The following is a 25926-nucleotide window of genomic DNA, read 5'->3' as shown; positions in this document are numbered from 1 at the left end:
AAGCCCACCCAATTAGATTAATTAAACTTTTTTCTTCATTAAACCTGTCGGTTTACGCCAAACTTTGCCTTGTTTTGCGATTAATTTATCAGCTGCAACAGGCCCCCAAGTGCCGGCTTCATATTCATGAATACGACCACCATTAGCTTTGTAATCTAAAATCGGTTGCACAAATTTCCATGCGGCATGCACAGCATCGGTACGCGCAAACAAGGTTGCATCGCCTTTCATCGCATCTAACAATAAGCGTTCATAAGCGGTTAATACTTGTGCACCTGCTAAATCTGCATAACGGAAATCCATTGATACTTCTTTCGCTTCAAAACCTGCACCCGGTTTTTTCAAACCAAAACGCATTGAAATCGCTTCATCAGGTTGAATACGAATAATCAATTTATTCTCTGGTGCATTTTGACTGAATACAGGATGTGGCGTAGTTTTAAAATGGATCACAATTTCAGTCACACGAGCCGGTAAGCGTTTACCCGTACGGACATAGAACGGCACACCAGCCCAACGCCAGTTTTCAATTTCACAACGCAATGCGATGTAGGTTTCAGTGCGAGAATCTGACGGTACGCCTTTTTCTTCTAAATAGCCATTTTCCATTTTGCCGTTAATTTCAGCCGCAGTGTATTGACCTAAAACGAGATTATGCTCCATATCTTCTGCAGTTAATGGACGCAAACTATGCATCACTTTTGCTACTTCATCACGCATGGAGTTCGCATTAATAATCGCTGGCGGCTCCATTGCTACCATCGCTAATACTTGCAATAAATGGTTTTGGAACATATCGCGCATTGCGCCAGAACCATCATAATAGCCACCGCGCTCTTCCACGCCTATAGATTCTGCACCCGTAATTTCTACATAATCAATGAAATTTCGGTTCCAAAGCGGTTCAAACCAACCATTTGAGAAACGTAATACGAGCAAGTTCTGAACGGTTTCTTTACCTAAATAATGGTCGATACGATAAATTTGGTGTTCTTCAAAGAAACGGTGGATTTGTACGTCTAATGCTTGCGCTGTTTTTTCATCGTAACCAAAAGGTTTTTCCACAATAATACGTTTCCAGCCATACTCTTCCGTATTTAAACCATGTGCAGCCAAACACTCAGGAATCACGCCATAAAGACTTGGCGGAGTGGACATATAGTAAAGGGTGTTACCACAGGTTTGATATTTATCATGAAGATTATCTAAGCGTGGAACAAGTTTGCCATAATCTTGAGCATCAGAAGTATTCACTGCTTGGTAATAAAGATGGGAGCAGAAAGCATCTAAGGTTTCTGGTGTTGTTTCTTCATTATGGATTAACGTTTCACGCATTTTTTCGCGGAAAGTTTCATCGTTCAAGTCAGAACGTGCAACACCAAGAACGGAAAAATTTTCACTCAAACGCCCGATTTTATAGAGATTATAAAGGGCTGGAATGAGTTTACGGTGAGTTAAGTCACCAGACGCGCCAAAGATGACGATACAGTTATTATCAGTTTGCATAATTATTCCTTAAGATTCCGAGTAATATCGGAAAATAATGCCGTATTCTAGAGAAAAAAACCAATCGAACCAATCAATTAAATTGAAAGATAGAACGCCAATCGAACGATTGATCGCCCACCATGACAAAATGCGGATTAATCAAGGTTTCACGTTGGTTATAGGTTAAAGGCTCAAAATGAGAGTCAAAAATAGCACCGTGAGTTTCACCCAGTAACACTTCAGCGCCAGCGGTATCCCATTCGCCTGTTCGTCCTAAACGAACATAACAATCTACTGCACCTTCAGCCACTAAACCGCTTTTTAAGCTACTTGAACCCACCACAACAAATTCACTAGGAAAATCCTTCGGTAAAATCGACCTCACTTTTTCTTGTGAAGTGGTTGCACCTACCGCAATTCGTAAAGGGCGGTCAAAATTCATCGTGGTTTTAGTGAGTTTTTTTACCTGATCCAGTTGTTTTTTAAATGCGCCGAAATCACGCATTGCATAATAAGTTGTCGATAAAATTGGTGCATGAATAATGCTTAATACTGGCTTATTTTTACGAACTAAGGTTATCAACACAGAAAATTGATCGGTACGATCAATAAATTGTTGTGTGCCATCAAGAGGATCAATCAACCAATATTCTTTCCAATTTTTACGTTCTTCAAAGGAAATATGACAATTTTCTTCAGAAAGAACGGGGACATTAGGGAAAAGTGCGGTTAATTTTTCTGTTAAAAATTGGCTCACAAAAAGATCCGCTTCTGTCACAGGCGTGTTGTCTTCTTTCAATTCAACATGAACCTGTTTTTGATAAAACTGTTGCAAATGCTTACCCGCTTGATAAGCAATCAGCAATACTTGATTAAGTAAGTGTTCGTTTAGCGTCAGCATAAAATTATTCTCTTGTTTTTGGCAGCAACCACGGCATCACAAATAGAGCATAAAATACCATTCCGCATGTGCTTATTAACCCGAGGGATAATCCCCCTTTGGTCAACCATCCCCAAAAGGAAGTTTCTTGTTCGCCGAGCAATAACAAATAAAAATAAGATGCCATATTGCAGTAAACAAATGAAATGATCGATGAAACTAATACAATCGAAGCAATGTTATAACGTGTGTAACGGAATTTTGCAGCTAAAAGTGCGGTTAAAAATGCGGGAATGGTGGCAAGAAGAAATGCTGTGAGAGCATAGCTAGAAAAAGGAACGATAACGCCACTTGAATCATCATCGAACCAAATCAAAAGTGCGGTGACCATTATCTGTAAAATCAGAGGAAAAAAAATAAGTGTTTTTAAGTAAGATTTCATAATAAAAAATAGGCTATCCAAAAGGTAGCCTATTCTAAAATAAATTTAAGGATTAATCAGATTTTTTCGCACGTAATACGCGAGATGCAAAAATCACAATACCCACGATAAATACGATTAAACCTAACCACTCGCCAATAGTATCCCAGTTTTCAAGATTTAAGGATAATGGCGCTTCAGAACCGCCAGTGGTAACAGAAGCCGCAATAATGAATGCTAAAATCACACCCATTAAGCTTTCACCTACAATTAAACCTGCAGAGAAAAGCGTACCGAAACGTTCTGCTTTAGCAGACACTTCTTTGTTACCAAGTTTTGCAATATGACGAGTCATGATCCACGCTAAGAATGCACCGACAATCACAGGCATATTAATTGATGGTGGTAAGTAAATACCAATCCCCACGGCAATAACTGGCAAGCCAAAGACTTTGTTGCTGACTTTTTTCAAGAATGCATCAATCGTAATTAACACAGCCCCTAAAACCACACCAGTTAAAATGTAAGTCCATTCCAATTTATTGGTAAAAATACCTTGAGAAATGGTGGTCATTAATGTTGCTTGTGGTGCAGATAGCGCTTGTGAAGGATCCATATCTGGACGTGGCAACGCACCGCTGAAACCATACGCATGATATAAGATTTCTAATACTGGCGCGATAACAAGCGCACCGACAAAGCAGCCGATAATTAATGCTACTTGTTGACGCCAAGGTGTCGCATCCACTAATAAACCCGTTTTTAAATCTTGCAAGTTATCGTTAGAAATCGTTGCGGTGGTTAATACAATTGACGCAGTAAAGAGTGTAAGTGCGGTCAAAAATTTCTGACCATCTACGGTTTCAAATAAGCCAGATGCATTACCGATTGACACCAATACCAATGAAATCACGATAACAGAAATAATCCCGATACCAGAAATTGGGCTTGAAGATGAACCCACTAAACCCGCCATATAACCAGAAGCTGCAGCCACAAAGAAGCCGATAAATACCGCTAAGAAAGTACAAACTACAACTAATAAAATAGAAAGCTCAGGTGAAATCGGTGCAGCCGCGATAAAGTGGTATAATGAAATAACAATTAACACAACAGTCGCGATTAAGATATAAATCATTGTTTTTGGAGAAAGGTCAATATCAACTCGATGATCAGATTCGGCCTGTCCACCTTTCAACATACGGAAAGAATGTACCATCCCTTCAATCATTGGTTTCATTAAAATAAGTAATGTCCAAATCGCTGCAATACCAATTGTACCTACACCAATAAAGCGTACTTTCGTTTTCCAAACCACCATTGCGGCATCAATTAAGCTTGCGTCTGCCGCGATATCACCTGACATCGTGAAATATGGCACAGCCACACCCCAAGTCAAAATAACACCGATTAACATCGCAATACCGCCTACGATACCAATTAAATAACCTGCACCAAGTAAGGCAAGTGAGAAGCCCATTGGTAATTGGAAAGCTGCTTTACCAGTTTGAATCCAAGCACTTGCACCATCAGCCATCACGCGTAAACCGTTAGTTAAAAATGCAACTAATCCCGCTAAAACACCACCGTAAGCAATATCTTTCACACCGCTATCGCCATCTGCATGATTACCCGCTTTTAAGATTTCTGCAGCCGCTACACCTTCAGGATAAGGTAAATCACTGTTTACCACCATCGCACGGCGTAATGGAATGGTGAATAACACACCCAATGTACCACCGGCAGCACAAATCAACATAGTTTGCCAGAATGGGAAGTCTTGCCAGTACCCCATCATTAATAAGCCTGGTAAGACGAAGATCACAGAAGAAAGTGTCCCCGCTGAAGATGCTTGGGTTTGCACCATGTTATTTTCAAGGATACTGGAATCTTTAAAAAATTTGAGCACTGCCATAGAAATGACGGCAGCTGGAATAGATGACGCGAATGTCATCCCCACTTTTAGACCGAGATACACATTGGATGCAGTGAAAATCACTGTAATCAATGCGCCGAGGATAATTCCTCGAAGGGTCAATTCTTTTAAGTTTTCGTTATGCATATGTTACATCCTTAAGTAAAAAAAAGAGAACACTTTAAAAATCGCAAAAAACACATATTTTTTCAAGTACTTTTAATCTTAATTTTATTCAATTAGAAAATATTTAAATTAAGCGGTATTTCTCTTTCCTAATTTAATAAAAATGCAATAAATAAGATTTGTGATACTATCTTATTCAATAATAACGTAATCCAAAAGGTAAATTCATGGCTAGCAAAGAAGGTGTCCGCTTAGATAAATGGTTATGGGCAGCACGTTTTTACAAAACTCGTACTATCGCCAAAACCATGATTGAAGGGGGGAAAATACACTACAATGGACAACGTGCAAAAGTTAGTAAAATAGTAGAACTAGGTGCATTAATAAAATTACGCCAAGGGAATGAAGAAAAAGAAGTTGAAGTACTTGCATTAAGTGATCAACGTCGTGGCGCACCTGATGCACAATTACTTTACCGAGAAACGGAAACAAGCCTAAAAAAACGTGAGGAAATAGCATGGGCTCGTAAAAATAACGCATTATCTATGCCCCATCCTGATCGTCGCCCAAATAAACAAGAAAGACGTAATTTACTAAAATTTAAACACCAAGATCACTTTGAATAAAAAAATAACCGCACTTAATCTTACAAGCACGGTTATTTTTCTTGCTATATTTCGATTAAATATCTAAATTTGCACGTAACGCATTCAGCTCAATGAACTCACGACGTGGCTCAACTTCATCTCCCATTAAGGTCGTGAAGAGTTGATCTGCTGCAACAGCATCCTTAATAGAAACCTTCAACATACGACGTGAATTTGGATCCATTGTGGTTTCCCAAAGTTGATCCGCGTTCATTTCACCAAGTCCTTTATAACGTTGTACTTCAAGGCCTTTACGAGATTCTTTCACTAGCCATTCAACGGCTTGTTCAAAGCTACGCACTGGTTGTACTTTTTCACCACGTGTGACATAAGCGCCTTCTTCTAATAAACCATTGAGTTGTTTATTAAGAGAAACAATTTTCGCGTATTCATTGCCGTGAACAAAATCAAAATTCAAGAAATAATCGGTATCAATACCGTGTTTGCGAACAGTAATCACTGCTTCATACACTTGTCGTTCCGCGTTAAATTGTGTACGCACTGAATATTGATGTGCTTCTGTTTCTTTTGCAGTCAGTTGTTCAACAAAAGATTTACCCCAATTTTCCACCGCACTTTCGTCTTTCATCATTTCGACAGAAATTGGAGACTGATAAATTAATCCTTGCAACACTGGAGTTGGATAATGGCGACTTAAACGACTGATAAGTTTTTGTACGCTGTTATATTCTGCCACCAATTTTTCAAATACAAGGGCATTCATTGCTGGTGCATTTACGCTAATATGTAATTCCGCGCCATCTAACGCAAGCGTTAATTCATATTGCTCCATTTCATCCGCATCTTTAATGTAGCGTTCTTGTTTTCCTTTTTTCACTTTGTAAAGTGGCGGTTGAGCAATGTAAACATAACCACGTTCAATAAGCTCAGGCATTTGACGATAGAAAAACGTTAAAAGCAACGTACGAATGTGAGAACCATCCACATCAGCATCGGTCATGATAATGATATGATGATAGCGTAATTTATCTGGGTTATATTCATCACGACCAATACCGCAACCCAAGGCAGTAATCAATGTTCCCACCTCTTGGGAAGACAACATTTTGTCAAAACGTGCTTTTTCTACGTTTAAGATTTTACCTTTCAATGGCAAAATTGCTTGAGTTTTACGATCTCGACCAACTTTTGCAGAACCACCCGCGGAGTCCCCCTCCACCAAGTAAAGTTCAGAAAGCGCAGGATCTTTTTCTTGGCAGTCTGCAAGTTTACCCGGTAAACCTGCAATATCTAATGCCCCTTTACGTCGCGTCATTTCACGCGCTTTACGTGCAGCTTCGCGCGCACGAGCGGCCATGATAATTTGGTTTACAATGATTTTTGCATCTGCAGGATTTTCCAATAAATATTCCTGCATTTTTTCATTCATCGCAGACTCCACCGCACTTTTAACTTCTGAAGACACGAGTTTATCTTTAGTTTGCGATGAGAATTTTGGATCAGGCACTTTAACTGAAATAATCGCCACCAAACCTTCACGCGCATCATCGCCAGAAGTGGCCACTTTTTCTTTTTTCAGCATACCTTCGTTTTCCATATAGCTGTTTAAGCTACGGGTTAAAGCTCCACGGAAACCTGCTAAGTGAGTACCGCCATCACGTTGAGGAATGTTATTGGTGAAGCAATACACGTTTTCATTTACACCATCATTCCACTGCAAGGCGACTTCTACGCCGATGCCATCTTTCTCAGCTGTAAAATAAAATGGTTTTGGATGGATTGGGTTTTTATTTTTGTTCAAATATTCGACGAATGCTTGAATACCGCCTTCGTAATGGAAATGATCTTCAGAGCCATCACGTTTATCAATTAAACGAATAGATACGCCTGAGTTTAAGAAAGAAAGCTCGCGTAAGCGTTTTGCTAAGATTTTGTAATCAAAGGTTGTGATAGCAAAAATATCTGAGCTTGGCCAGAAACGAACCGTTGTCCCCGTTGCCTCTGTGTCACCAATCACTGTTAGTGGTGCTTGTGGCTCACCTAAATGATAAAATTGCTCATGAACGTGACCTTGACGACGAATGGTTAACTGTAATTTATCAGAAAGCGCATTCACCACTGATACGCCCACACCGTGTAAACCGCCCGATACTTTATAAGAGTTATCGTCAAATTTACCGCCAGCGTGAAGCACAGTCATGATAACTTCTGCTGCAGAAACGCCTTCTTCTGGGTGAATATCCACAGGAATACCACGCCCATCATCTTGCACCGATACAGAATTATCATCATGAATTGTCACGATAATATCGGAACAATGGCCAGCGAGGGCTTCATCAATGGCATTATCCACCACTTCAAATACCATATGGTGCAAACCAGTACCGTCATCGGTATCACCGATATACATACCAGGACGTTTACGCACCGCATCAAGGCCTTTTAATACTTTAATGCTCGATGCACCATAGTTATCATTGGTCGTTTCTGACATAATTTATCTCATTCTTTTGTAAATAAAAATTGGGTGGGATTATAGCAAAAAATCGCCGTTTTGGCGATGCTTTTCAGGAAAGGAAAGATATAAAAAAAGGGCGAATAATCTCGCCCTATAACTTGTTATTTTTTCCAATTTTTTAACGCATCGGCAAAGGCATTGCCCATCGCATTATTACCTCTTGAACTACGCTCCTCTCGCTGCGTATTTCCACGAGGTCTTGCAGATAAAGTGCGGTCAGATTTGCCATCATTCTTGACCGCACTTTCATCTAATCGCATCGTCAACGCAATACGTTTACGCGGCACATCGACTTCCAACACTTTTACTTTTACGATATCGCCAGTTTTCACCACTTGATGTGGATCTTCCACGAATTTATCGCTTAATGATGAAATATGTACTAAACCGTCTTGGTGAATACCAATATCTACAAATGCGCCAAAGTTGGTTACATTAGTGACGGTACCTTCTAAAATCATGCCTGGTTTTAAATCGGTGATTTCTTCTACGCCTTCTGCAAATACAGCAGTTTTAAACTCACCACGCGGATCGCGCCCTGGTTTTTCCAATTCTTTGAAAATATCTTGAACCGTAGGTAAACCAAATTGCTCATCAATAAATTGTTTAGCATCAAGCTGACGTACCACACCCGCATTACCCATTAAATCTTGAATAGATTGCGCAGTGGCTTGCAAGATTTTTTCCACCACAGGATACGCTTCTGGGTGAACACCTGAAGCATCAAGTGGATTTTTCCCACCTGCAATACGCATAAAGCCTGCACATTGCTCAAAGGCTTTTGGCCCTAAACGAGGCACTTTTTTCAATTCGCTGCGGCTTTCAAAACGACCATTTTCATCACGATATTCCACAATGTTTTGCGCTAAGGTTTTCGTCATCCCTGCCACGCGAGCAAGCAATGACGCGGATGCTGTATTCAAATCCACACCTACTGCGTTTACACAGTCTTCCACCACAGCATCGAGTTTACGTGCAAGTTGGGTTTGGTTTACATCGTGCTGATATTGCCCCACACCAATGGCTTTCGGTTCGATTTTCACTAATTCTGCCAATGGATCTTGTAAACGACGGGCAATAGAGACTGCACCACGTAAAGATACATCTAAATTCGGGAATTCATTTGCCGCAAATTCAGAGGCAGAATAAACGGATGCGCCCGCCTCGCTCACCACAACGGTTTGAGGTTTATTTTCTTTAATTTCTTTAATCACGTCTTTCGCAAAACGTTCTGTTTCACGAGAAGCGGTACCGTTACCAATGGCAATTAACTCTACGTTATGTTTGCGGATTAAGCTGAAAATCGCCACTTGTGCTTCAGCTTCACGCCCCGTGTGTGGATAAATGGTGGTAGTATCTAATAATTTACCTGTGTTATCCACCACTGCAACTTTAACTCCCGTACGCAAGCCTGGGTCCAAGCCCATGGTACTTTTCGCACCAGCGGGTGCTGCCATTAAAAGTGCGGTCAGATTTCGAGCGAAAACATCAATGGCCTCTTCTTCCGCTTTTTCACGTAAACTCGCCATTAATTCCGTTTCTAAATGCAACGAAACTTTGATTTTCCATGTCCATGCAATCACTTGCTCACGCCATTTATCCGCAGGCTGACCCGTAAAACGTACATCTAAATAATCACGAATAATCTCTTCACAATAGCTTTGGCGACTTCCCTCTTCCGCATCAGGATCAGAATTTAAGCTTAATTGTAAAATACCCTCATTACGTCCACGGAACATGGCTAATGCACGGTGAGAAGGTACATTTTTCAATAATTCTTGGTGGTCGAAATAATCTTGGAATTTTGCGCCTTCCGCTTCTTTGCCTTCAATCACTTTAGATACTATAACCGCATTTTTCGCTAAATAATCACGCACTTTCGCTAATAAGCCCGCATCTTCAGCAAAACGCTCCATTAAAATATAACGAGCACCATCTAATGCAGCTTTGCTATCAGCTACGCCTTTTTCAGCATCAACAAAGGAAAGTGCGGTTGATTCTGGATCATTTTTTGGCTCGTTCCAAAGTAAATCAGCCAATGGCTCAAGACCAGCTTCAATGGCAATTTGCCCTTTGGTACGACGTTTTGGTTTGTACGGCAAATACAAATCCTCTAATTCAGTTTTGCTTTGTGTTGAATGAATTTTGTTACGCAATTCATCGGTCAATTTCCCTTGCTCTTCAATAGATTTCAAGATAGTTTGACGACGTTCTTCTAATTCACGTAAATAAATTAAACGGGTTTCAAAATGGCGAAGCTGGGTGTCATCTAAGCCATCTGTGGCTTCTTTACGATAACGGGCGATAAATGGAATGGTATTGCCATCATCTAATAATTGAATGGCTGCAAGAATTTGTTGGGGTTGAACGGTTAATTCAGCCGCAATAATTTGGCTAATTTGTTGATTTAACATTGTCATACTTCTTTGTTATGAAAGGATTCGAGAAAAAACGGGGATAGAATACTGGTTTTAGGCTGTTGGCTCAAATATAATTCGAAAAACTTTATTTTATTTTTATTATGGCAAAATCAAATTATATTACCCGTCAAGGCTGGAATGAGCTTGATCAAGAACTCAAGTTTTTGTGGAAAGAAGAACGTCCCAAAGTCACTCAAGCAGTCTCTGATGCCGCTGCTTTAGGCGATCGTAGCGAAAATGCCGAATATATTTATGGTAAACGCCGCTTACGTGAAATTGATCGTCGTGTACGCTTTCTTTCTAAACGACTAGAAGTACTACAAATAGTAGATTACAGTCCGAAACAAGAAGGTAAAGTGTTTTTTGGTGCGTGGGTTGAGCTAGAAAATGAAGAGGGAGAAGTGAAGCAATATCGCCTAGTCGGATGTGATGAATTCGATCCTGCTAAAAATTGGATCTCCATTGATTCTCCTGTCGCGCGTGCTTTAATCGGTAAAAGCGTTGATGATGAAATCCATGTAAAAACACCCTCTGGCAAAATAATTCTCTATGTGAACCGAATTTGGTATGAGAAGTAAGCAATGAAAAAACATTCATCATCTTTCTCTTTAAATAAGATCAAACAAAATTCGAATAATTTTCACCGCACTTTCAAGCAAAAGTCAAAGTTTAAACTCATCTCACTAAAAGAAACGAAAGTTATCTTATTTAATAAACCCTTTGACGTGCTTACTCAATTTACTGATGAGCAAGGTCGTCGCACATTAAAAGATTTTATTTCTATTCCAAATATTTATGCAGCAGGACGATTAGATAGAGATAGTGAGGGATTATTGATTCTAACTAACAATGGCGAACTACAACATCGCTTAGCAGATCCTCAATTTAAAACAGAAAAAACTTATTGGGTACAAATTGAAGGAATACCCGAAGAAAAAACTTTAGATCAACTTAGAAAAGGCGTAAAACTTAAAGATGGCATAACTAACCCAGCCAAAGTACGCCATATCTCCGAACCTAAACTATGGGAACGAAATCCGCCGATCCGAGATCGTAAAAATATTCCAACAAGTTGGCTAGAAATAAAAATTAATGAAGGGCGTAATCGTCAAGTTCGTAGAATGACCGCCCATATTGGTTTCCCCACTTTACGGCTAATAAGAGTAAATATCGGCGATTTATCCATCAATAATTTAAAAAATGGTGCATTTAGATCATTGTCATTAGATGAAATAAAAGACCTATTTAATCAATTAAAGATAAGATACTAATCTGATAAATATAGCTTGATAATTATAAATATTATAGAGATATATCTAATACTCATAAACAAAAAAGTGCGATGAAAACTCACCGCACTTTTCTCTTACTTGTCTCTTAGACTATATTCGCTACATCTATTATTTGATGATTTTCGCTACAACGCCCGCACCAACTGTACGGCCACCTTCACGGATTGCGAAACGTAAACCTTGGTCCATCGCGATTGGGTGGATTAAGCTTACTGTCATTTTGATGTTATCACCAGGCATTACCATTTCCACGCCTTCTGGTAATTCGATTGTACCAGTTACGTCAGTTGTACGGAAATAGAACTGTGGACGGTAACCTTTGAAGAATGGAGTGTGACGACCACCTTCATCTTTTGATAATACGTAAACTTCTGATTCGAAATCAGTGTGTGGAGTGATTGAACCTGGTTTCGCTAATACTTGACCACGTTCGATTTCTTCACGTTTGGTACCACGTAATAATGCACCGATGTTTTCACCTGCACGACCTTCGTCAAGTAATTTACGGAACATTTCAACACCAGTTACTGTTGTTTTCGATGTTGGTTTGATACCAACGATTTCAACTTCATCACCAGTACGGATGATACCACGCTCAACACGACCAGTTACTACTGTACCACGACCTGAAATTGAGAACACGTCTTCGATTGGAAGAAGGAACGGTTGGTCAATTGCACGCTCTGGCTCAGGAATGTAAGTATCTAAGTGGTTTGCTAACTCAAGGATTTTTTCTTCCCATTCTGCAACGCCGTTTAATGCTTGTAATGCAGAACCACGTACGATTGGTGTATCGTCACCTGGGAAGTCATATTGAGAAAGAAGTTCACGAACTTCCATTTCTACTAATTCTAATAACTCTTCGTCATCTACCATGTCGCATTTGTTTAAGAATACGATGATGTAAGGTACACCTACTTGGCGACCTAATAAGATGTGCTCACGAGTTTGTGGCATTGGACCATCTGTCGCTGCTACTACTAAAATAGCACCGTCCATTTGCGCCGCACCGGTAATCATGTTTTTAACATAGTCCGCGTGTCCTGGGCAGTCAACGTGTGCGTAGTGACGAGTTGGAGTATCGTATTCAACGTGTGAGGTGTTGATGGTGATACCACGCGCTTTTTCTTCTGGCGCGTTATCGATTTGGTCGAATGCACGAGCTGCACCACCGTAGTGTTTTGCTAATACGGTTGTGATTGCTGCTGTTAAAGTTGTTTTACCGTGGTCAACGTGGCCGATTGTACCCACGTTTACGTGCGGTTTTGTACGTTCAAATTTTTCTTTAGACATTTGTTTAGTTTCCTAGAAAATGCTCTATAAGCCATTCGACTTATAGAGCGGATTGTTACAAAAAATTATTTTTTACGCGCTTCAATTACTGCAGCAGCAACACTTGTTGGCGCTTCAGCATATTTTAACGGTTCCATTGAGTATGATGCACGACCTTGAGTTTGTGAACGTAAGTCTGTTGCATAACCGAACATTTCAGAAAGTGGAACTTCTGCATCGATTTTAACAACGAATTCATTCGCTTCTTGACCGTTAACCATAGCACGACGACGGCTTAAGTCACCGATTACATCACCCACATACTCAGGTGGAGTTTCTACTTCAACTTTCATGATTGGCTCAAGTAGAACTGGGTTTGCTTTAGCGAACGCTGCTTTAAATGCTAAAGAAGCCGCTAATTTAAACGCTAATTCTGATGAGTCAACATCATGGTATGAACCGAAGTGTAAACGTACACCAATATCTACTACCGGATAACCCGCTAATGGACCAGATTTAAGCTGTTCTTGGATACCTTTATCAACTGCAGGAATGTATTCACCAGGGATTACACCACCTTTGATTTCGTTTACAAATTCGTAACCAGGACCTTCTGGATCTAATGGGTATAAGTCAATAACAACATGACCATATTGACCGCGACCACCAGATTGTTTTGCGTGTTTACCTTCCACATCGTTAACACGAGTACGGATAGTTTCACGGTAAGATACTTGTGGTTTACCGATATTAGCTTCCACTTTGAACTCACGTTTCATACGGTCAACGATGATGTCTAAGTGTAACTCACCCATACCAGAAATAATGGTTTCACCAGATTCTTCATCAGTGTGAACACGGAATGAAGGGTCTTCTTGAGCAAGACGGCCTAATGCAAGACCCATTTTTTCTTGGTCAGCTTTAGTTTTAGGTTCTACTGCTACAGAGATTACTGGCTCTGGGAATTCCATACGCTCAAGGATGATTGGTGCTTCGATTGCACATAATGTATCACCCGTAGTGACATCTTTTAAGCCGATTGCTGCAGCGATATCGCCCGCACGAACTTCTTTAATTTCTTCACGTTTATTAGCGTGCATCTGTACGATACGACCAAAACGTTCACGTTTTTGACGTACAGAGTTTAATACTGTATCACCAGAGTTAATTACACCTGAGTACACACGGAAGAAGGTTAAGTTACCTACGAATGGGTCAGTTGCAATTTTGAATGCTAATGAAGAGAACGGCTCATCATCGCTTGCGTGACGTTCACCTTCAGTTTCATCTGGGTTGATACCTTTGATTGCTGGAATATCAGTTGGTGCTGGTAAGTACTCAACAACTGCATCAAGCATTGCTTGAACACCTTTGTTTTTGAATGCAGAACCACAAGTTACCAAGATGATTTCGTTTGCTAATACGCGTTGACGAAGACCTGCTTTGATTTCTTCTTCGCTTAACTCTTCACCACCAAGATATTTTTCCATTAATTCTTCAGTTGCTTCAGCTGCTGCATCAACAAGGTTTTGACGCCATTCTTCACACGCAGCTTGCATATCTGCTGGAATATCTTCATAAGTGAAAGTCATACCTTGGTCAGCTTCGTTCCAGTTGATCGCTTTCATTTTGATCAAATCAACAACACCGGTGAAGCTTTCTTCTGCACCAATTGGAAGTTGAAGAGGAACAGCGTTAGCACCTAAACGAGTTTTAAGTTGTTCAACAACACGTAAGAAGTTAGCACCAGTACGGTCCATTTTGTTTACGAACGCGATACGTGGAACTTGATATTTGTTAGCTTGACGCCATACAGTTTCAGACTGAGGTTGAACACCACCAACCGCACAGTAAACCATTACCGCACCATCAAGAACACGCATAGAACGTTCTACTTCAACAGTAAAGTCTACGTGTCCTGGAGTATCGATAACGTTGATGCGGTGTTGTTGGAACTGTTGTGACATACCAGACCAGAATGCAGTTGTTGCCGCAGAGGTAATGGTAATACCACGCTCTTGTTCTTGTTCCATCCAGTCCATCGTTGCGGCACCATCGTGCACTTCACCGATTTTGTGGCTAACACCAGTATAGAATAAGATACGCTCAGTAGTAGTGGTTTTACCCGCATCAATATGCGCACTGATACCGATATTACGATATCTTTCAATAGGGGTTGTACGAGCCATTATTATAACCTTGTTTATTTAATATCAGTTTATATAAGGGTAAGGCTTCATCAATGATGAAGCCCTTTAAATTCAAAAACTTATTACCAACGGTAGTGAGCAAATGCTTTGTTAGCTTCAGCCATGCGGTGAACATCTTCACGTTTTTTCACTGCTGCACCTTTATTATCTGAAGCATCAGATAATTCGTTTGCAAGGCGTAAAGCCATTGATTTATCACCACGTTTACGTGCTGCTTCAACGATCCAACGCATACCTAATGCGTTACGACGTACAGGGCGCACTTCAACTGGTACTTGGTAAGTAGAACCACCAACACGACGAGATTTAACCTCAACAGTTGGACGTACGTTTTCAAGTGCAACTTCAAACGCTTCTAAAGGCTCTTTACCTGTGCGTTGTGCTAAAGTTTCTAAAGCACCATAAACGATTGATTCAGCAACGGATTTTTTACCGTCTACCATGATTACATTAATAAATTTTGCAAGTAACTCTGAACCGAACTTCGGATCTGGAAGAATCTTGCGTGCTTCAACACTACGACGACGTGGCATTGCGAATTTCTCCGTATTTTAATCTTCAGGATATCCAAAACCCATCAGCAATATTTCTCATTGAGAAAATTTGCAGCGCAAAGCGCTTTTTGACTGGAGTTTATGGTTTAAATTGTTTTGCTAATTTAGACGTTTGGCCTTACTTAACGGAGAACCATTAAGCTTTAGGACGTTTAACGCCGTATTTAGAACGACCTTGTTTACGATCTTTAACGCCTGCGCAGTCTAATGCACCGCGTACAGTGTGGTAACGCACACCTGGTAAGTCTTTAACACGACCACCACGGATTAATACAACACTGTGCTCTTGAAGGTTGTGACCTTCACCACCGATATAAGAAGTTACTTCAAAACCGTTAGTTAAACGGATACGACATACTTTACGTAACGCTGAGTTTGGTTTTTTAGGAGTTGTAGTATATACACGAGTACATACACCACGTTTCTGCGGGCAAGCCTCTAATGCAGGAACGTTGCTTTTTACAACCTTTTTCACACGCGGTTTGCGTACTAGCTGGTTGATAGTTGCCATTAAAAAAGCTCCAGTTTAAATGTTATTCAATAATAGAATGTTGTTCAAAAAATCTACTTCCATACAGAAATAGACGGCGAATTTTAATCGTTCTGAGGTTTATTGTCAATAATTAAACAGTGCCAAGGATCCGTGAAAGGATCTTTAGTTACGCACAAAAAACACTTCCAAAATTCACCGCACTTTTTTATTCAAAATGCCAAACCAATTGCCCCAGCGAAATGACAGTTTTATAATTTCTACTTAATTGGTATTAAATTACAATCATTATGTTACGCTCGCTCAAATTTCACTTACGCTATTTCTTCCATAAAAAACTACGCCAAACACATAGAATTTCCCACAAAAGTTTAGAATTTATCTGCCTAATTATAGGGGCGACATTTGTCTCACTTTTTTCATTTGGCTTTGCTAAATTATCCGATCTTGGCCTAGAATTAAACGCTCACTGGTCATCTAAATATCCTATTGCAGTTTGGTTTGCGTTACCCCTAGGCATGGCTTGCCTGACTTGGTTTACGAAAAAATATACTCCCTATGTTGGAGGAAGCGGTATTCCGCAAGTCATTGCATCAATTAATCTTCCTCATAGTAGCTATAAAACCAAATTAGTTGAATTCAGCCAAACTATTTGGAAAATTCCTCTTACCTTTCTGGCTATGCTTATCGGTGCATCGGTTGGGCGTGAAGGTCCATCAGTACAAGTTGGCGCAGCTGTCATGCTGGCGTGGGGAAATTATTGTAGAAAACATAATTTAGCATTTAGAGGATTAAGCACCAATGAATTACTTGCCACAGGTGCAGCGGGTGGGCTTGCGGCTGCCTTTAATGCACCTTTGGCTGGGGTGATATTTGCAATTGAAGAACTTGGACGTGGAGTAATGTTACGTTGGGAACGACGCGTATTGATGGGGGTATTAGCTGCTGGTTTTATTCTTGTCGCGATTCAAGGAAACAACCCTTATTTTCCACGTTATCAAGGGGCAACATCTGTTTCTTATCTCTATTTTTGGCTTGCAATTTGTGGGGTGGTTTGTGGCATTCTAGGTGGCATATTCGGACGATTATTAGCAAAAGGTCTCGCAGGATTATCACCTGAAAAATGGCGTGGCTGGGTTCGCCAACATCCTATTTATATTGCCTTATTATTGGGTTTAGCGCTTGCCGCTCTCGGCAGTTACACTCATGGACAAACTTATGGTACTGGCTATGAGGTTGTTGCACGCGCTTTAGAAGGGCAAGCCATAGAGCCTGAAATTGGCATCCTTAAACTTTTAGCAACAGTGACCACTTATTGGAATGGTATTGCCGGTGGTATCTTTACCCCATCACTGACAACAGGAGCGGGTATTGGTGCAATGCTGTGGGATCTCAGTGGCGGTATGGTCGATCAACGTTTTTTAGTGATTTTATGTATGGCGGCGTTTTTAGCTGGCGGAACACAATCTCCAGTTACAGCCAGTGTTGTTGTAATGGAAATGACGGGCGCACAACCCGTTCTCATTTGGCTCTTGATTTCCAGCATTATTGCATCCATAATCTCGCGCCAATTTAGCCCAAAACCATTTTACCACTTTGCTGCAGGCCGTTTTCGCCAGCAAATGCAAACTCGCCAAACCGAAGAATTACGCAGCAAAACCAAATAAGAGAAATAAAAATGCCTCAAAATCTACCGCACTTTTACCGCGGCCGTTTTTCTGTTGCGCCAATGTTAGATTGGACAACACGCCATTGTCGTTATTTTCATCGCCAATTTTCAAAGCATGCGTTACTTTACACTGAAATGGTCACCACACCTGCGATTATCCATGCCAAATACGATCACTTGGATTTTGATTTACAAGAAAATCCCGTTGCGTTACAGCTGGGAGGAAGCGATCCTGAACAACTCAAATATTGTGCAAAACTTGCTGAAGAACGAGGCTATCACGAAATTAATCTCAATGTAGGATGCCCTTCTGATCGCGTACAAAATGGAATGTTTGGCGCTTGCTTAATGGCGAAAGCAGATTTGGTGGCAGACTGTGTAGAACAAATGCAAAGTTCGGTAAAAATTCCAGTCACTGTGAAAACCCGTATTGGAATTGATGAATTAGACAGCTATGAATTTTTATGTGATTTTATTGAAAAAGTTCAAGGAAAAGGTTGCCAAGAGTTTATTATCCACGCACGAAAAGCTTGGCTTTCAGGGTTAAGCCCTAAAGAAAATCGAGAAATTCCGCCATTAGATTATGCTCGGGTATATCAACTAAAACGTGATTTTCCACAACTAACTATTGCAATTAACGGTGGGATTAAAACCATTGAAGAAATAAAGCAACATTTGCAATATGTGGACGGCGTGATGGTTGGGCGAGAGGCCTATCAAAATCCAAGTTTACTTGGGCAAATCGACCAAGCCTTATTTGATCCTAGTTCACCAATTGTTACCGCTCATGAAGCGGTACAGTCAATGCTTCCTTATATTGAACAACAACTTAATCAAGGCATACACCTTAATCATATCGTCCGCCATATGTTAGGCGCATTCCAAAATTGCAAAGGTGCTCGTCAATGGCGACGCTATTTAAGCGAAAATGCGTTTAAACAAGGCGCAGGAATTGAAGTGGTTGAAACCGCCTTAAGCTTTGTAGAAAACGAATCCTAAAAAACAAAATAAGCCGCAAAAGTGCGGCTTATTTTTCAGCTGTTTTTCTTACGCGATACGCATTTGAAAAATCACCAATTCAGCTTGGCAACAGAAAGTGAAATCTGCCTTTAATAAATAACCATCATCCACTATTGTAATTTCAGATTGAATTTCACAAGGTTCACTTTCTACATCACGCGCTTTCTGAGTAAAAAATGCGAGCGCTTCTTGCGCTTGTTCTTCACTGTCATAAACATATTCAATAACCTGACTACAATCACGATTATCGAAAAGTGATTTCATATCAAATGTGTTACAACCTACACATTCAATCGGTTTTTCAGTTTGAATCGCCATAATATTATCCCTTTTATTCAGATTATTTTGCAGCAACAAAACCTACTGCTTCATACACTTTCGCCAAGGTTTCTTGCGCTTTTGCACGAGCTTTTTCCGCTCCTTGTCGTAAGATATTATCTAATAAAGCTTCATCATTGCGATATTGATGGAAACGTTCTTGTAAACCAGCAAGTAAAGTTGATACTTCATCAGCTACTGCTGTTTTTAAATGTCCGTACATTTTACCTTCAAATTCTTTTTCAAGCTCAGCAATTGGCTTATCCGTAACCGCAGAAAGAATATCTAAAAGATTGGATACACCCGCTTTATTTTGCACATCATAACGAACAATAGGCGGCTCATCTGAATCCGTTACGGCACGTTTAATTTTCTTCGCCACAGATTTTGGATCTTCTAAAAGTGTCACCACGTTGTTGCGGTTATCATCTGATTTTGACATTTTCTTTTCAGGATCTTGCAATGACATAATACGTGCACCTGCTTTTCCAATGAAAATTTCAGGAATAGTGAAAATATTGCCATAAAGCGCATTAAAGCGGTTTGCAATATCACGCGTAATTTCTAAGTGTTGTTTTTGGTCATCGCCAACAGGTACGCTTTTTGCTTGGTAAAGTAAAATATCCGCCGCCATTAACACAGGGTAATCAAACAAACCTACGTTAATATTTTCTGCATAACGCGCTGATTTATCTTTGAATTGCGTCATTCGGCTCATTTCACCGAAATAAGTGTAGCAGTTTAACACCCAGCCTAATTGCGTGTGTTCTGGAACATGAGATTGAACAAAAATAGTACTTTTATTTGGATCAATTCCGCATGCCAAATAAAGTGCAAGCACATCAAGCGTTGCTTTACGAAGGGCAACAGGATCTTGACGAACAGTGATCGCATGTAAATCAACTACGCAGAAAATACATTCATAATCCTCTTGCATTTTCACCCAGTTGCGCAACGCGCCCAAATAATTTCCGATAGTTAATTCACCAGAAGGCTGCACGCCACTAAAAACAATTGGTTTTGCCATAATCAATCCTTAATACCTTAAAACTGTTCGCACATCATACCAGAAACTCTGGGCTTTTTTAATGTTCGAGTTCAAAAGCTAGGTTAAAAATGCTATATTTAACGAAAACGTTTTCCTAATATTTTCGAATGAAAAACTACCACGATATTGTTCTTGCCCTTGCTGGCGTGTGCCAATCAGCAAAATTGGTTCATCAACTTGCAACAGAAAGTCGAGCAGATTCAGATACATTTTTAACCGCACTTAATAGCCTTTTCATTACCCAACCACAACGAATCGAAGATGTTTTTGGTGGCGAAGTTCGTCATTTAAAATTAGGTCTAGAAACCTTAATTCATCAGCTAAACGCGCAAGGCGATCAAAATTTAACTCGCTATTGGCTAAGCCTTTTAGCATTAGAAGGAAAATTATCGAAAAATCCCGATGCCAAACAAACATTAGGCAATCGAATTTCTCGCCTAAAAGAACAAGAAATTCATTACGCTCGCGATAGTGAAACAATGTTATCTATTATGGCAAACATTTACAACGACGTTATTAGCCCATTGGGCAAAAAAATTCACATACTAGGCTCGCCTGATTATTTGCGACAAGAACTCGTGCAAAATAAAATTCGTGCAGTTTTACTTGCAGGCATTCGCTCTGCCGTGCTGTGGAAACAAATGGGCGGAACAAAATGGCAAATTTTATTTTTCCGCAGAAAATTACTTGCCACCGCAAAACAGATTTATTCTTCTATTTATTAATACAATTCTGGAGCAAACATTTATGCAACTCTCTACACTGACCGCACTTTCCCCTCTTGATGGTCGTTATCAAGATAAAGTAACTCCATTACGCGCTATTTTTAGCGAATTCGGGTTAATGAAATTCCGTGTAGCTGTGGAAGTTCGTTGGTTACAAAAATTAGCTTCAACGGCAGAAATTACCGAAGTACCACCATTTTCTACGCAAGCAAATGCTTTTTTAGATGGAATTGTGGCTAATTTTAATGAGACAGATGCTGCGCGTATTAAAGAAATTGAACGCACAACTAATCACGATGTAAAAGCCGTTGAGTATTTTCTGAAAGAGAAAATTCAAAATGAAGTAGAACTAGTGAACGTTTCCGAATTTATTCACTTCGCTTGCACCTCAGAAGATATTAACAATCTCTCTCACGCATTAATGTTAAGCACCGCTCGTGACGAAGTGATTTTACCAGAATGGAAAAAACTGATTGATGAAATCACTCGTCTTGCAAAAGAATATAAAACAATTCCATTACTTTCTCGCACACATGGCCAGCCAGCTTCACCAAGCACCGTGGGCAAAGAAATGGCAAATATCGTTTACCGCCTAAAACGTCAATTTAAACAACTCCAAAACGCGGAAATCTTAGGTAAAATCAATGGCGCGGTAGGTAACTACAATGCGCATTTATCGGCATATCCTAATATTGATTGGCATAAATTCAGCGAAGAATTTGTCACTTCATTAGGTATTCAATGGAATCCTTATACCACGCAAATTGAGCCGCACGATTACATCGCTGAATTTTTTGATGCTGTAGTACGCTTTAATACCATTATCATTGATTTTGATCGGGATTTATGGGGGTACATTGCATTAAATCACTTTAAACAACGAACTATTGCTGGCGAAATTGGTTCTTCTACCATGCCACATAAAGTCAATCCAATTGACTTTGAAAATTCAGAGGGCAATCTAGGATTAGCCAATGCAGTAATGACCCACTTAGGTCAAAAATTACCAATTTCTCGCTGGCAGCGTGACTTAACGGATTCAACCGTATTGCGTAATTTAGGCGTAGGATTAGGTTATTGTTTGATCGCTTATGCTTCAACACGCAAAGGCATTAGTAAACTTGAAGTAAATCAACCGCACTTATTAGAAGAGCTCAATCAAAACTGGGAAGTTTTGGCTGAACCAATTCAAACCGTAATGCGCCGCTATGGAATAGAAAAACCTTACGAAAAATTAAAAGAATTAACGCGAGGTAAACGAGTGACAGAACAGGCTATGCGTGAATTTATTGATAAGTTGGATATTCCACAAGAAGAAAAATTACGTTTACAAAAATTAACACCCGCTACTTATATTGGGGCTGCAGTGGAATTAGTAGAGAAACTATCATAGGAATTTGGCTCTTTTTCCAACAATATTCTTTACAAGAACATAGCTTTTCTCTATAATCTTGCGCCTGTGTTAGTCAATCTAACAAATTTCTGGTTGGTGCTTGACCTATTCAAGCCCCATCCAAGACCGTAGGGGAGTAATCTTAATTATCCTACGTAGATGGTGAACAGAATAAGAATTTTTCTTGCTTCTGGGCGCCGAAGTCATCCTAGTCTTAGGATTAGGTAAATTAATTCCGAGCAATCGGAGTGTATTCAGGAGCTAAAAGCCAATGGCATTAAATCTTCAAGACAAACAAGCAATTGTTGCTGAAGTAAATGAAGCAGCCAAAGGTGCACTTTCAGCAGTAATCGCGGATTCTCGCGGTGTAACTGTTGAGAAAATGACTGAATTACGTAAATCAGCACGTGAAGCTGGAGTTACAATGCGTGTAGTTCGTAATACTTTATTACGTCGCGCAGTTGAAGGCACAGATTACGAATGCTTAAAAGATACGTTTGTAGGTCCAACACTTATCGCGTTCTCTAACGAACACCCGGGCGCAGCTGCTCGTTTGTTCAAAGAGTTTGCTAAAGCAAACGATAAGTTTGAAATTAAAGGTGCAGCCTTTGAAGGTAAAATCCAAGATGTTGAATTCTTGGCAACATTACCAACTTACGAAGAAGCGATTGCACGTTTAATGGGCACAATGAAAGAAGCTGCAGCAGGCAAACTTGCTCGCACCTTCGCGGCATTACGCGACAAATTACAAGAAGCAGCTTAATCATTAAGCGTTTCTTACTTCATCTAACTTTATTTATTTTAGGAATTGATTGTTATGTCATTAACTAACGAACAAATCATTGAAGCGATTGCTTCAAAAACTGTAACTGAAATCGTTGAATTAATCGCAGCGATGGAAGAAAAATTCGGTGTTTCAGCAGCGGCAGCAGTAGCAGCAGCTCCAGCAGCAGGCGGCGCAGCGGCAGCAGAAGAAAAAACTGAATTCGACGTAATTCTTGCAGCAGCTGGTGCTAACAAAGTAGCAGTAATCAAAGCAGTACGTGGTGCAACTGGTTTAGGCTTAAAAGAAGCTAAAGATTTAGTTGAATCTGCTCCAGCAGCATTAAAAGAAGGTGTTTCTAAAGAAGAAGCTGAAGCACTTAAGAAAGAATTAGAAGAAGCTGGTGCACAAGTAGAAGTTAAATAATTTCTCTTTTAACCACTTTAAAATTCAGAAAACCGATGGGAAACCATCGGTTTTTCCTATCTATAAAGCCACAACTTCCTTAATTTAAAAACTTATCATCTTCTCCTTTCTACGATAAAATATCTCCTATTATTATTGATAAATAAAGAGAAAATCTATGACTATAAAAGCATTAAGTGCGGTAATTTTAGCAGCCGGAAAAGGAACGCGTATGTATTCCGATTTACCTAAAGTTCTACATACAATCGCTGGTAAACCAATGGTAAAACATGTAATTGATATAGCTCATCAATTAGGCGCAGAAAATATTCATTTAATCTATGGCCACGGTGGGGACTTAATGCGTACCCATCTTGCGAATGAACAAGTAAACTGGGTATTACAAACAGAACAACTTGGCACAGCACATGCAGTTCAACAAGCGGCACCTTTCTTTAAGGATAACGAAAATATTGTTGTACTTTACGGCGATGCACCATTAATCACTAAAGAAACATTAGAAAAGTTAATTAAAGCAAAACCAGAAAATGGCATTGCATTGCTTACCGTAAATTTAGATAACCCAACAGGCTATGGACGAATTATCCGTGAAAATGGGAATGTTGTAGCAATTGTAGAACAAAAAGATGCAAATGCAGATCAACTAAATATTAAAGAAGTAAATACTGGCGTTATGGTATCCGATGGTACAAGTTTCAAAAAATGGCTAGCTCGTGTAGGTAATAATAATGCTCAAGGCGAATATTACTTAACGGATCTTATTGCTCTCGCAAACCAGGATAATTGCCAAGTTGTTGCAGTACAAGCAACAGATGTCATGGAAGTTGAAGGCGCAAATAATCGCTTACAATTAGCCGCACTTGAACGTTATTTCCAAAATAAACAAGCCTCCAAATTATTACTTGATGGCGTAATGATCTACGATCCCGCTCGTTTTGACCTACGTGGAACATTAGAGCACGGAAAAGATGTAGAAATCGATGTTAATGTTATTATCGAAGGTAATGTTAAACTTGGTGATCGCGTAAAAATTGGCGCAGGTTGCGTATTGAAAAATATTGTTATTGGCAATGATGTAGAAATAAAACCATATTCTGTGCTAGAGGATTCTGTAGTGGGAGAAAAAGCCGCAATTGGTCCATTTTCTCGTTTACGCCCAGGTGCAGAACTCGCAGCTGAAACGCATGTCGGTAACTTTGTAGAAATTAAAAAATCTACCGTTGGTAAAGGTTCTAAAGTAAATCACCTAACCTATGTTGGCGATTCAGAAATCGGCTCAAATTGTAATATTGGTGCGGGTGTCATCACCTGTAACTATGATGGCGCAAATAAATTTAAAACGATCATCGGTGATGATGTGTTTGTGGGATCTGATACACAATTAGTCGCGCCAGTAAAAGTCGCAAATGGCGCAACTATTGGTGCTGGGACAACAATTACACGTGATGTTGGCGAAAATGAATTAGTGATTACACGAGTTCCTCAACACCATATTCAAAATTGGCAACGACCAACAAAGAAAAAATAAAATAGCATAAAAAAATCCTACGTTTTATCGTAGGATTTTTTTTATAAACCGATTTTACAAATCGTAATTAAAGCTATATAAAAAATGACCGCACTTAATACCAATAATTTAAAAGCCAATTTTGGCTTTCTCTGATGTAGGCGATATAAAATTCGAGCTACCACCGCAAGAATAATAGGATAAATCCAAAAAAATATTGAGAATAAATTAACTTGCCAAGTTTCCAATTTTGGATTTTTATCAAATGTAGTGGAAAGCAACAGAGCCATCGGACATAACAATACAGGGGCACAAAAAATAGCTAATTCCCAAGAAAATAAACTAAAACCACGAGGCAAAGATTGTCTTGTCATAATTTAAAAATTTTACAAATAAAAGATAATTACAATATAGCAAATACTGTGATTATTAGAAAGTAAGTGGAAATCAATAGACTTGGATAAAATGAAATGGCGCACCCGAAAGGATTCGAACCTTTGACCGCTCGGTTCGTAGCCGAGTACTCTATCCAGCTGAGCTACGGGTGCGTAGATGATGCTTTAATTATTCATAACCACTTTAATAAGATAGAGTCGCTTTAAAATGGCGCACCCGAGAGGATTCGAACCTCTGACCGCTCGGTTCGTAGCCGAGTACTCTATCCAGCTGAGCTACGGGTGCAGAATAAATAAAACAAACAATGGCGGTGAGAGAGGGATTCGAACCCTCGATGGAGCTTTTTAACCCCATACTCCCTTAGCAGGGGAGCGCCTTCAGCCTGCTCGGCCATCTCACCACAATCGGTGTGAGCGGTATAATACGTTTTTTAGAAAATATGTCAAACCATTTTTTGAAAAACACAC

The 25926-nt window shown here is 39.8% G+C and carries 23 protein-coding genes and 3 tRNA genes; 10 read left to right on the top strand and 16 right to left on the bottom strand.

Annotated elements, in window-relative coordinates:
• Positions 1–21: 21 nt before the first annotated feature.
• The 4 genes from zwf to KP712_RS06395 form a co-directional block, all read right to left on the bottom strand.
• On the bottom strand, positions 22–1506 hold the full coding sequence (gene zwf, locus KP712_RS06410; protein WP_215770731.1) for a glucose-6-phosphate dehydrogenase: 1485 nt from the start codon (positions 1504–1506) through the stop codon (positions 22–24).
• A 73-nt stretch (positions 1507–1579) separates the two neighbouring features.
• Positions 1580–2389: a 3'(2'),5'-bisphosphate nucleotidase CysQ gene (gene cysQ, locus KP712_RS06405; RefSeq protein ID WP_215770730.1), complete on the bottom strand. Its 810-nt coding sequence runs from the start codon at positions 2387–2389 to the stop codon at positions 1580–1582.
• Positions 2390–2393: 4 nt separating this feature from the next.
• Complete coding sequence (locus KP712_RS06400; RefSeq protein WP_215770729.1) at positions 2394–2810, bottom strand: hypothetical protein; 417 nt, start codon at positions 2808–2810, stop codon at positions 2394–2396.
• A gap of 52 nt (positions 2811–2862) precedes the next feature.
• Positions 2863–4851, bottom strand: coding sequence for an OPT family oligopeptide transporter (locus tag KP712_RS06395; protein WP_215770728.1), 1989 nt, complete (start codon positions 4849–4851; stop codon positions 2863–2865).
• Positions 4852–5057: 206 nt separating this feature from the next.
• On the opposite strand from KP712_RS06395, the gene hslR reads away from it, so the two are divergent.
• Positions 5058–5456, top strand: a complete 399-nt coding sequence (gene hslR / locus KP712_RS06390; protein WP_048953393.1) for a ribosome-associated heat shock protein Hsp15 — start codon at positions 5058–5060, stop codon at positions 5454–5456.
• Positions 5457–5511: 55 nt separating this feature from the next.
• Here hslR and gyrB read toward each other — a convergent pair whose 3' ends face one another.
• Both gyrB and KP712_RS06380 read right to left on the bottom strand, forming a co-directional pair.
• Positions 5512–7932, bottom strand: a complete 2421-nt coding sequence (gene gyrB, locus KP712_RS06385; RefSeq protein ID WP_215770727.1) for a DNA topoisomerase (ATP-hydrolyzing) subunit B — start codon at positions 7930–7932, stop codon at positions 5512–5514.
• 125 nt (positions 7933–8057) lie between these two features.
• On the bottom strand, positions 8058–10370 hold the full coding sequence (locus tag KP712_RS06380) for a Tex family protein (RefSeq protein WP_215770779.1): 2313 nt from the start codon (positions 10368–10370) through the stop codon (positions 8058–8060).
• Between the two features lie 107 nt (positions 10371–10477).
• Here KP712_RS06380 and greB point away from each other — a divergent pair, with 107 nt between their 5' ends.
• Both greB and KP712_RS06370 read left to right on the top strand, forming a co-directional pair.
• Entirely contained in the window at positions 10478–10954 is a 477-nt protein-coding gene (gene greB, locus KP712_RS06375) for a transcription elongation factor GreB (protein ID WP_048953387.1), read from the top strand.
• Between the two features lie 3 nt (positions 10955–10957).
• Positions 10958–11647 carry an rRNA large subunit pseudouridine synthase E gene (locus tag KP712_RS06370; RefSeq protein WP_215770726.1) on the top strand — a complete coding sequence of 230 codons (690 nt, stop codon included), beginning with the start codon at positions 10958–10960 and terminating at the stop codon, positions 11645–11647.
• Between the two features lie 129 nt (positions 11648–11776).
• Here KP712_RS06370 and tuf read toward each other — a convergent pair whose 3' ends face one another.
• From tuf to rpsL, 4 genes are all read right to left on the bottom strand, one after another.
• Entirely contained in the window at positions 11777–12961 is a 1185-nt protein-coding gene (tuf, locus tag KP712_RS06365; protein ID WP_049365036.1) for an elongation factor Tu, read from the bottom strand.
• 65 nt (positions 12962–13026) lie between these two features.
• Positions 13027–15129 carry an elongation factor G gene (fusA, locus tag KP712_RS06360; protein ID WP_215770725.1) on the bottom strand — a complete coding sequence of 701 codons (2103 nt, stop codon included), beginning with the start codon at positions 15127–15129 and terminating at the stop codon, positions 13027–13029.
• 83 nt (positions 15130–15212) lie between these two features.
• Positions 15213–15683 (bottom strand): 30S ribosomal protein S7, encoded by a 471-nt coding sequence (rpsG, locus tag KP712_RS06355; protein ID WP_005626581.1) that lies wholly within the window; start codon positions 15681–15683, stop codon positions 15213–15215.
• A 157-nt stretch (positions 15684–15840) separates the two neighbouring features.
• Positions 15841–16215, bottom strand: coding sequence for a 30S ribosomal protein S12 (rpsL, locus tag KP712_RS06350; protein ID WP_005543325.1), 375 nt, complete (start codon positions 16213–16215; stop codon positions 15841–15843).
• 269 nt (positions 16216–16484) lie between these two features.
• Here rpsL and KP712_RS06345 point away from each other — a divergent pair, with 269 nt between their 5' ends.
• Positions 16485–17861, top strand: coding sequence for a chloride channel protein (locus KP712_RS06345; RefSeq protein ID WP_215770724.1), 1377 nt, complete (start codon positions 16485–16487; stop codon positions 17859–17861).
• A gap of 11 nt (positions 17862–17872) precedes the next feature.
• Complete coding sequence (dusA, locus tag KP712_RS06340; RefSeq protein ID WP_215770723.1) at positions 17873–18862, top strand: tRNA dihydrouridine(20/20a) synthase DusA; 990 nt, start codon at positions 17873–17875, stop codon at positions 18860–18862.
• A gap of 48 nt (positions 18863–18910) precedes the next feature.
• Here dusA and KP712_RS06335 read toward each other — a convergent pair whose 3' ends face one another.
• Together KP712_RS06335 and trpS are read right to left on the bottom strand one after the other, a co-directional pair.
• Complete coding sequence (locus KP712_RS06335; protein WP_215770722.1) at positions 18911–19201, bottom strand: YfcZ/YiiS family protein; 291 nt, start codon at positions 19199–19201, stop codon at positions 18911–18913.
• 22 nt (positions 19202–19223) lie between these two features.
• The gene (trpS, locus tag KP712_RS06330; protein WP_111696252.1) at positions 19224–20228 is read right to left on the bottom strand and encodes a tryptophan--tRNA ligase; all 1005 of its coding nucleotides are present in this window, start codon (positions 20226–20228) and stop codon (positions 19224–19226) included.
• A 128-nt stretch (positions 20229–20356) separates the two neighbouring features.
• Between trpS and hflD the strand changes: the two genes are divergently transcribed.
• From hflD to glmU, 5 genes are all read left to right on the top strand, one after another.
• Positions 20357–20974 carry a high frequency lysogenization protein HflD gene (gene hflD / locus KP712_RS06325; protein ID WP_215770721.1) on the top strand — a complete coding sequence of 206 codons (618 nt, stop codon included), beginning with the start codon at positions 20357–20359 and terminating at the stop codon, positions 20972–20974.
• Positions 20975–20996: 22 nt separating this feature from the next.
• Complete coding sequence (purB, locus tag KP712_RS06320) at positions 20997–22367, top strand: adenylosuccinate lyase (RefSeq protein ID WP_215770720.1); 1371 nt, start codon at positions 20997–20999, stop codon at positions 22365–22367.
• 271 nt (positions 22368–22638) lie between these two features.
• Positions 22639–23130, top strand: a complete 492-nt coding sequence (rplJ, locus tag KP712_RS06315) for a 50S ribosomal protein L10 (RefSeq protein WP_005626605.1) — start codon at positions 22639–22641, stop codon at positions 23128–23130.
• 54 nt (positions 23131–23184) lie between these two features.
• Positions 23185–23556, top strand: a complete 372-nt coding sequence (gene rplL / locus KP712_RS06310) for a 50S ribosomal protein L7/L12 (protein WP_005626607.1) — start codon at positions 23185–23187, stop codon at positions 23554–23556.
• A 157-nt stretch (positions 23557–23713) separates the two neighbouring features.
• A complete protein-coding gene (glmU, locus tag KP712_RS06305; RefSeq protein WP_215770719.1) occupies positions 23714–25084 on the top strand; it encodes a bifunctional UDP-N-acetylglucosamine diphosphorylase/glucosamine-1-phosphate N-acetyltransferase GlmU in 1371 nt (456 codons plus the stop codon).
• A 41-nt stretch (positions 25085–25125) separates the two neighbouring features.
• On the opposite strand, the gene KP712_RS06300 is transcribed toward glmU, so the two are convergent.
• The 4 genes from KP712_RS06300 to KP712_RS06285 form a co-directional block, all read right to left on the bottom strand.
• Positions 25126–25437, bottom strand: a complete 312-nt coding sequence (locus KP712_RS06300; protein ID WP_215770718.1) for a DUF5389 family protein — start codon at positions 25435–25437, stop codon at positions 25126–25128.
• 97 nt (positions 25438–25534) lie between these two features.
• Positions 25535–25611: transfer RNA gene (locus KP712_RS06295), tRNA-Arg, on the bottom strand.
• Positions 25612–25667: 56 nt separating this feature from the next.
• Positions 25668–25744, bottom strand: a tRNA-Arg gene (locus KP712_RS06290).
• Positions 25745–25764: 20 nt separating this feature from the next.
• Positions 25765–25859 (bottom strand) — tRNA-Ser (locus KP712_RS06285).
• Positions 25860–25926 lie beyond the last annotated feature (67 nt).

The organism is Haemophilus sp. SZY H68 (assembly GCF_018829685.1).
In the GTDB taxonomy this organism is placed as follows: domain Bacteria; phylum Pseudomonadota; class Gammaproteobacteria; order Enterobacterales; family Pasteurellaceae; genus Haemophilus; species Haemophilus haemolyticus_K.
The sequence above is the reverse complement of the archived record's forward strand: the minus strand, read 5'-3'. Positions and strand labels throughout refer to the sequence as shown.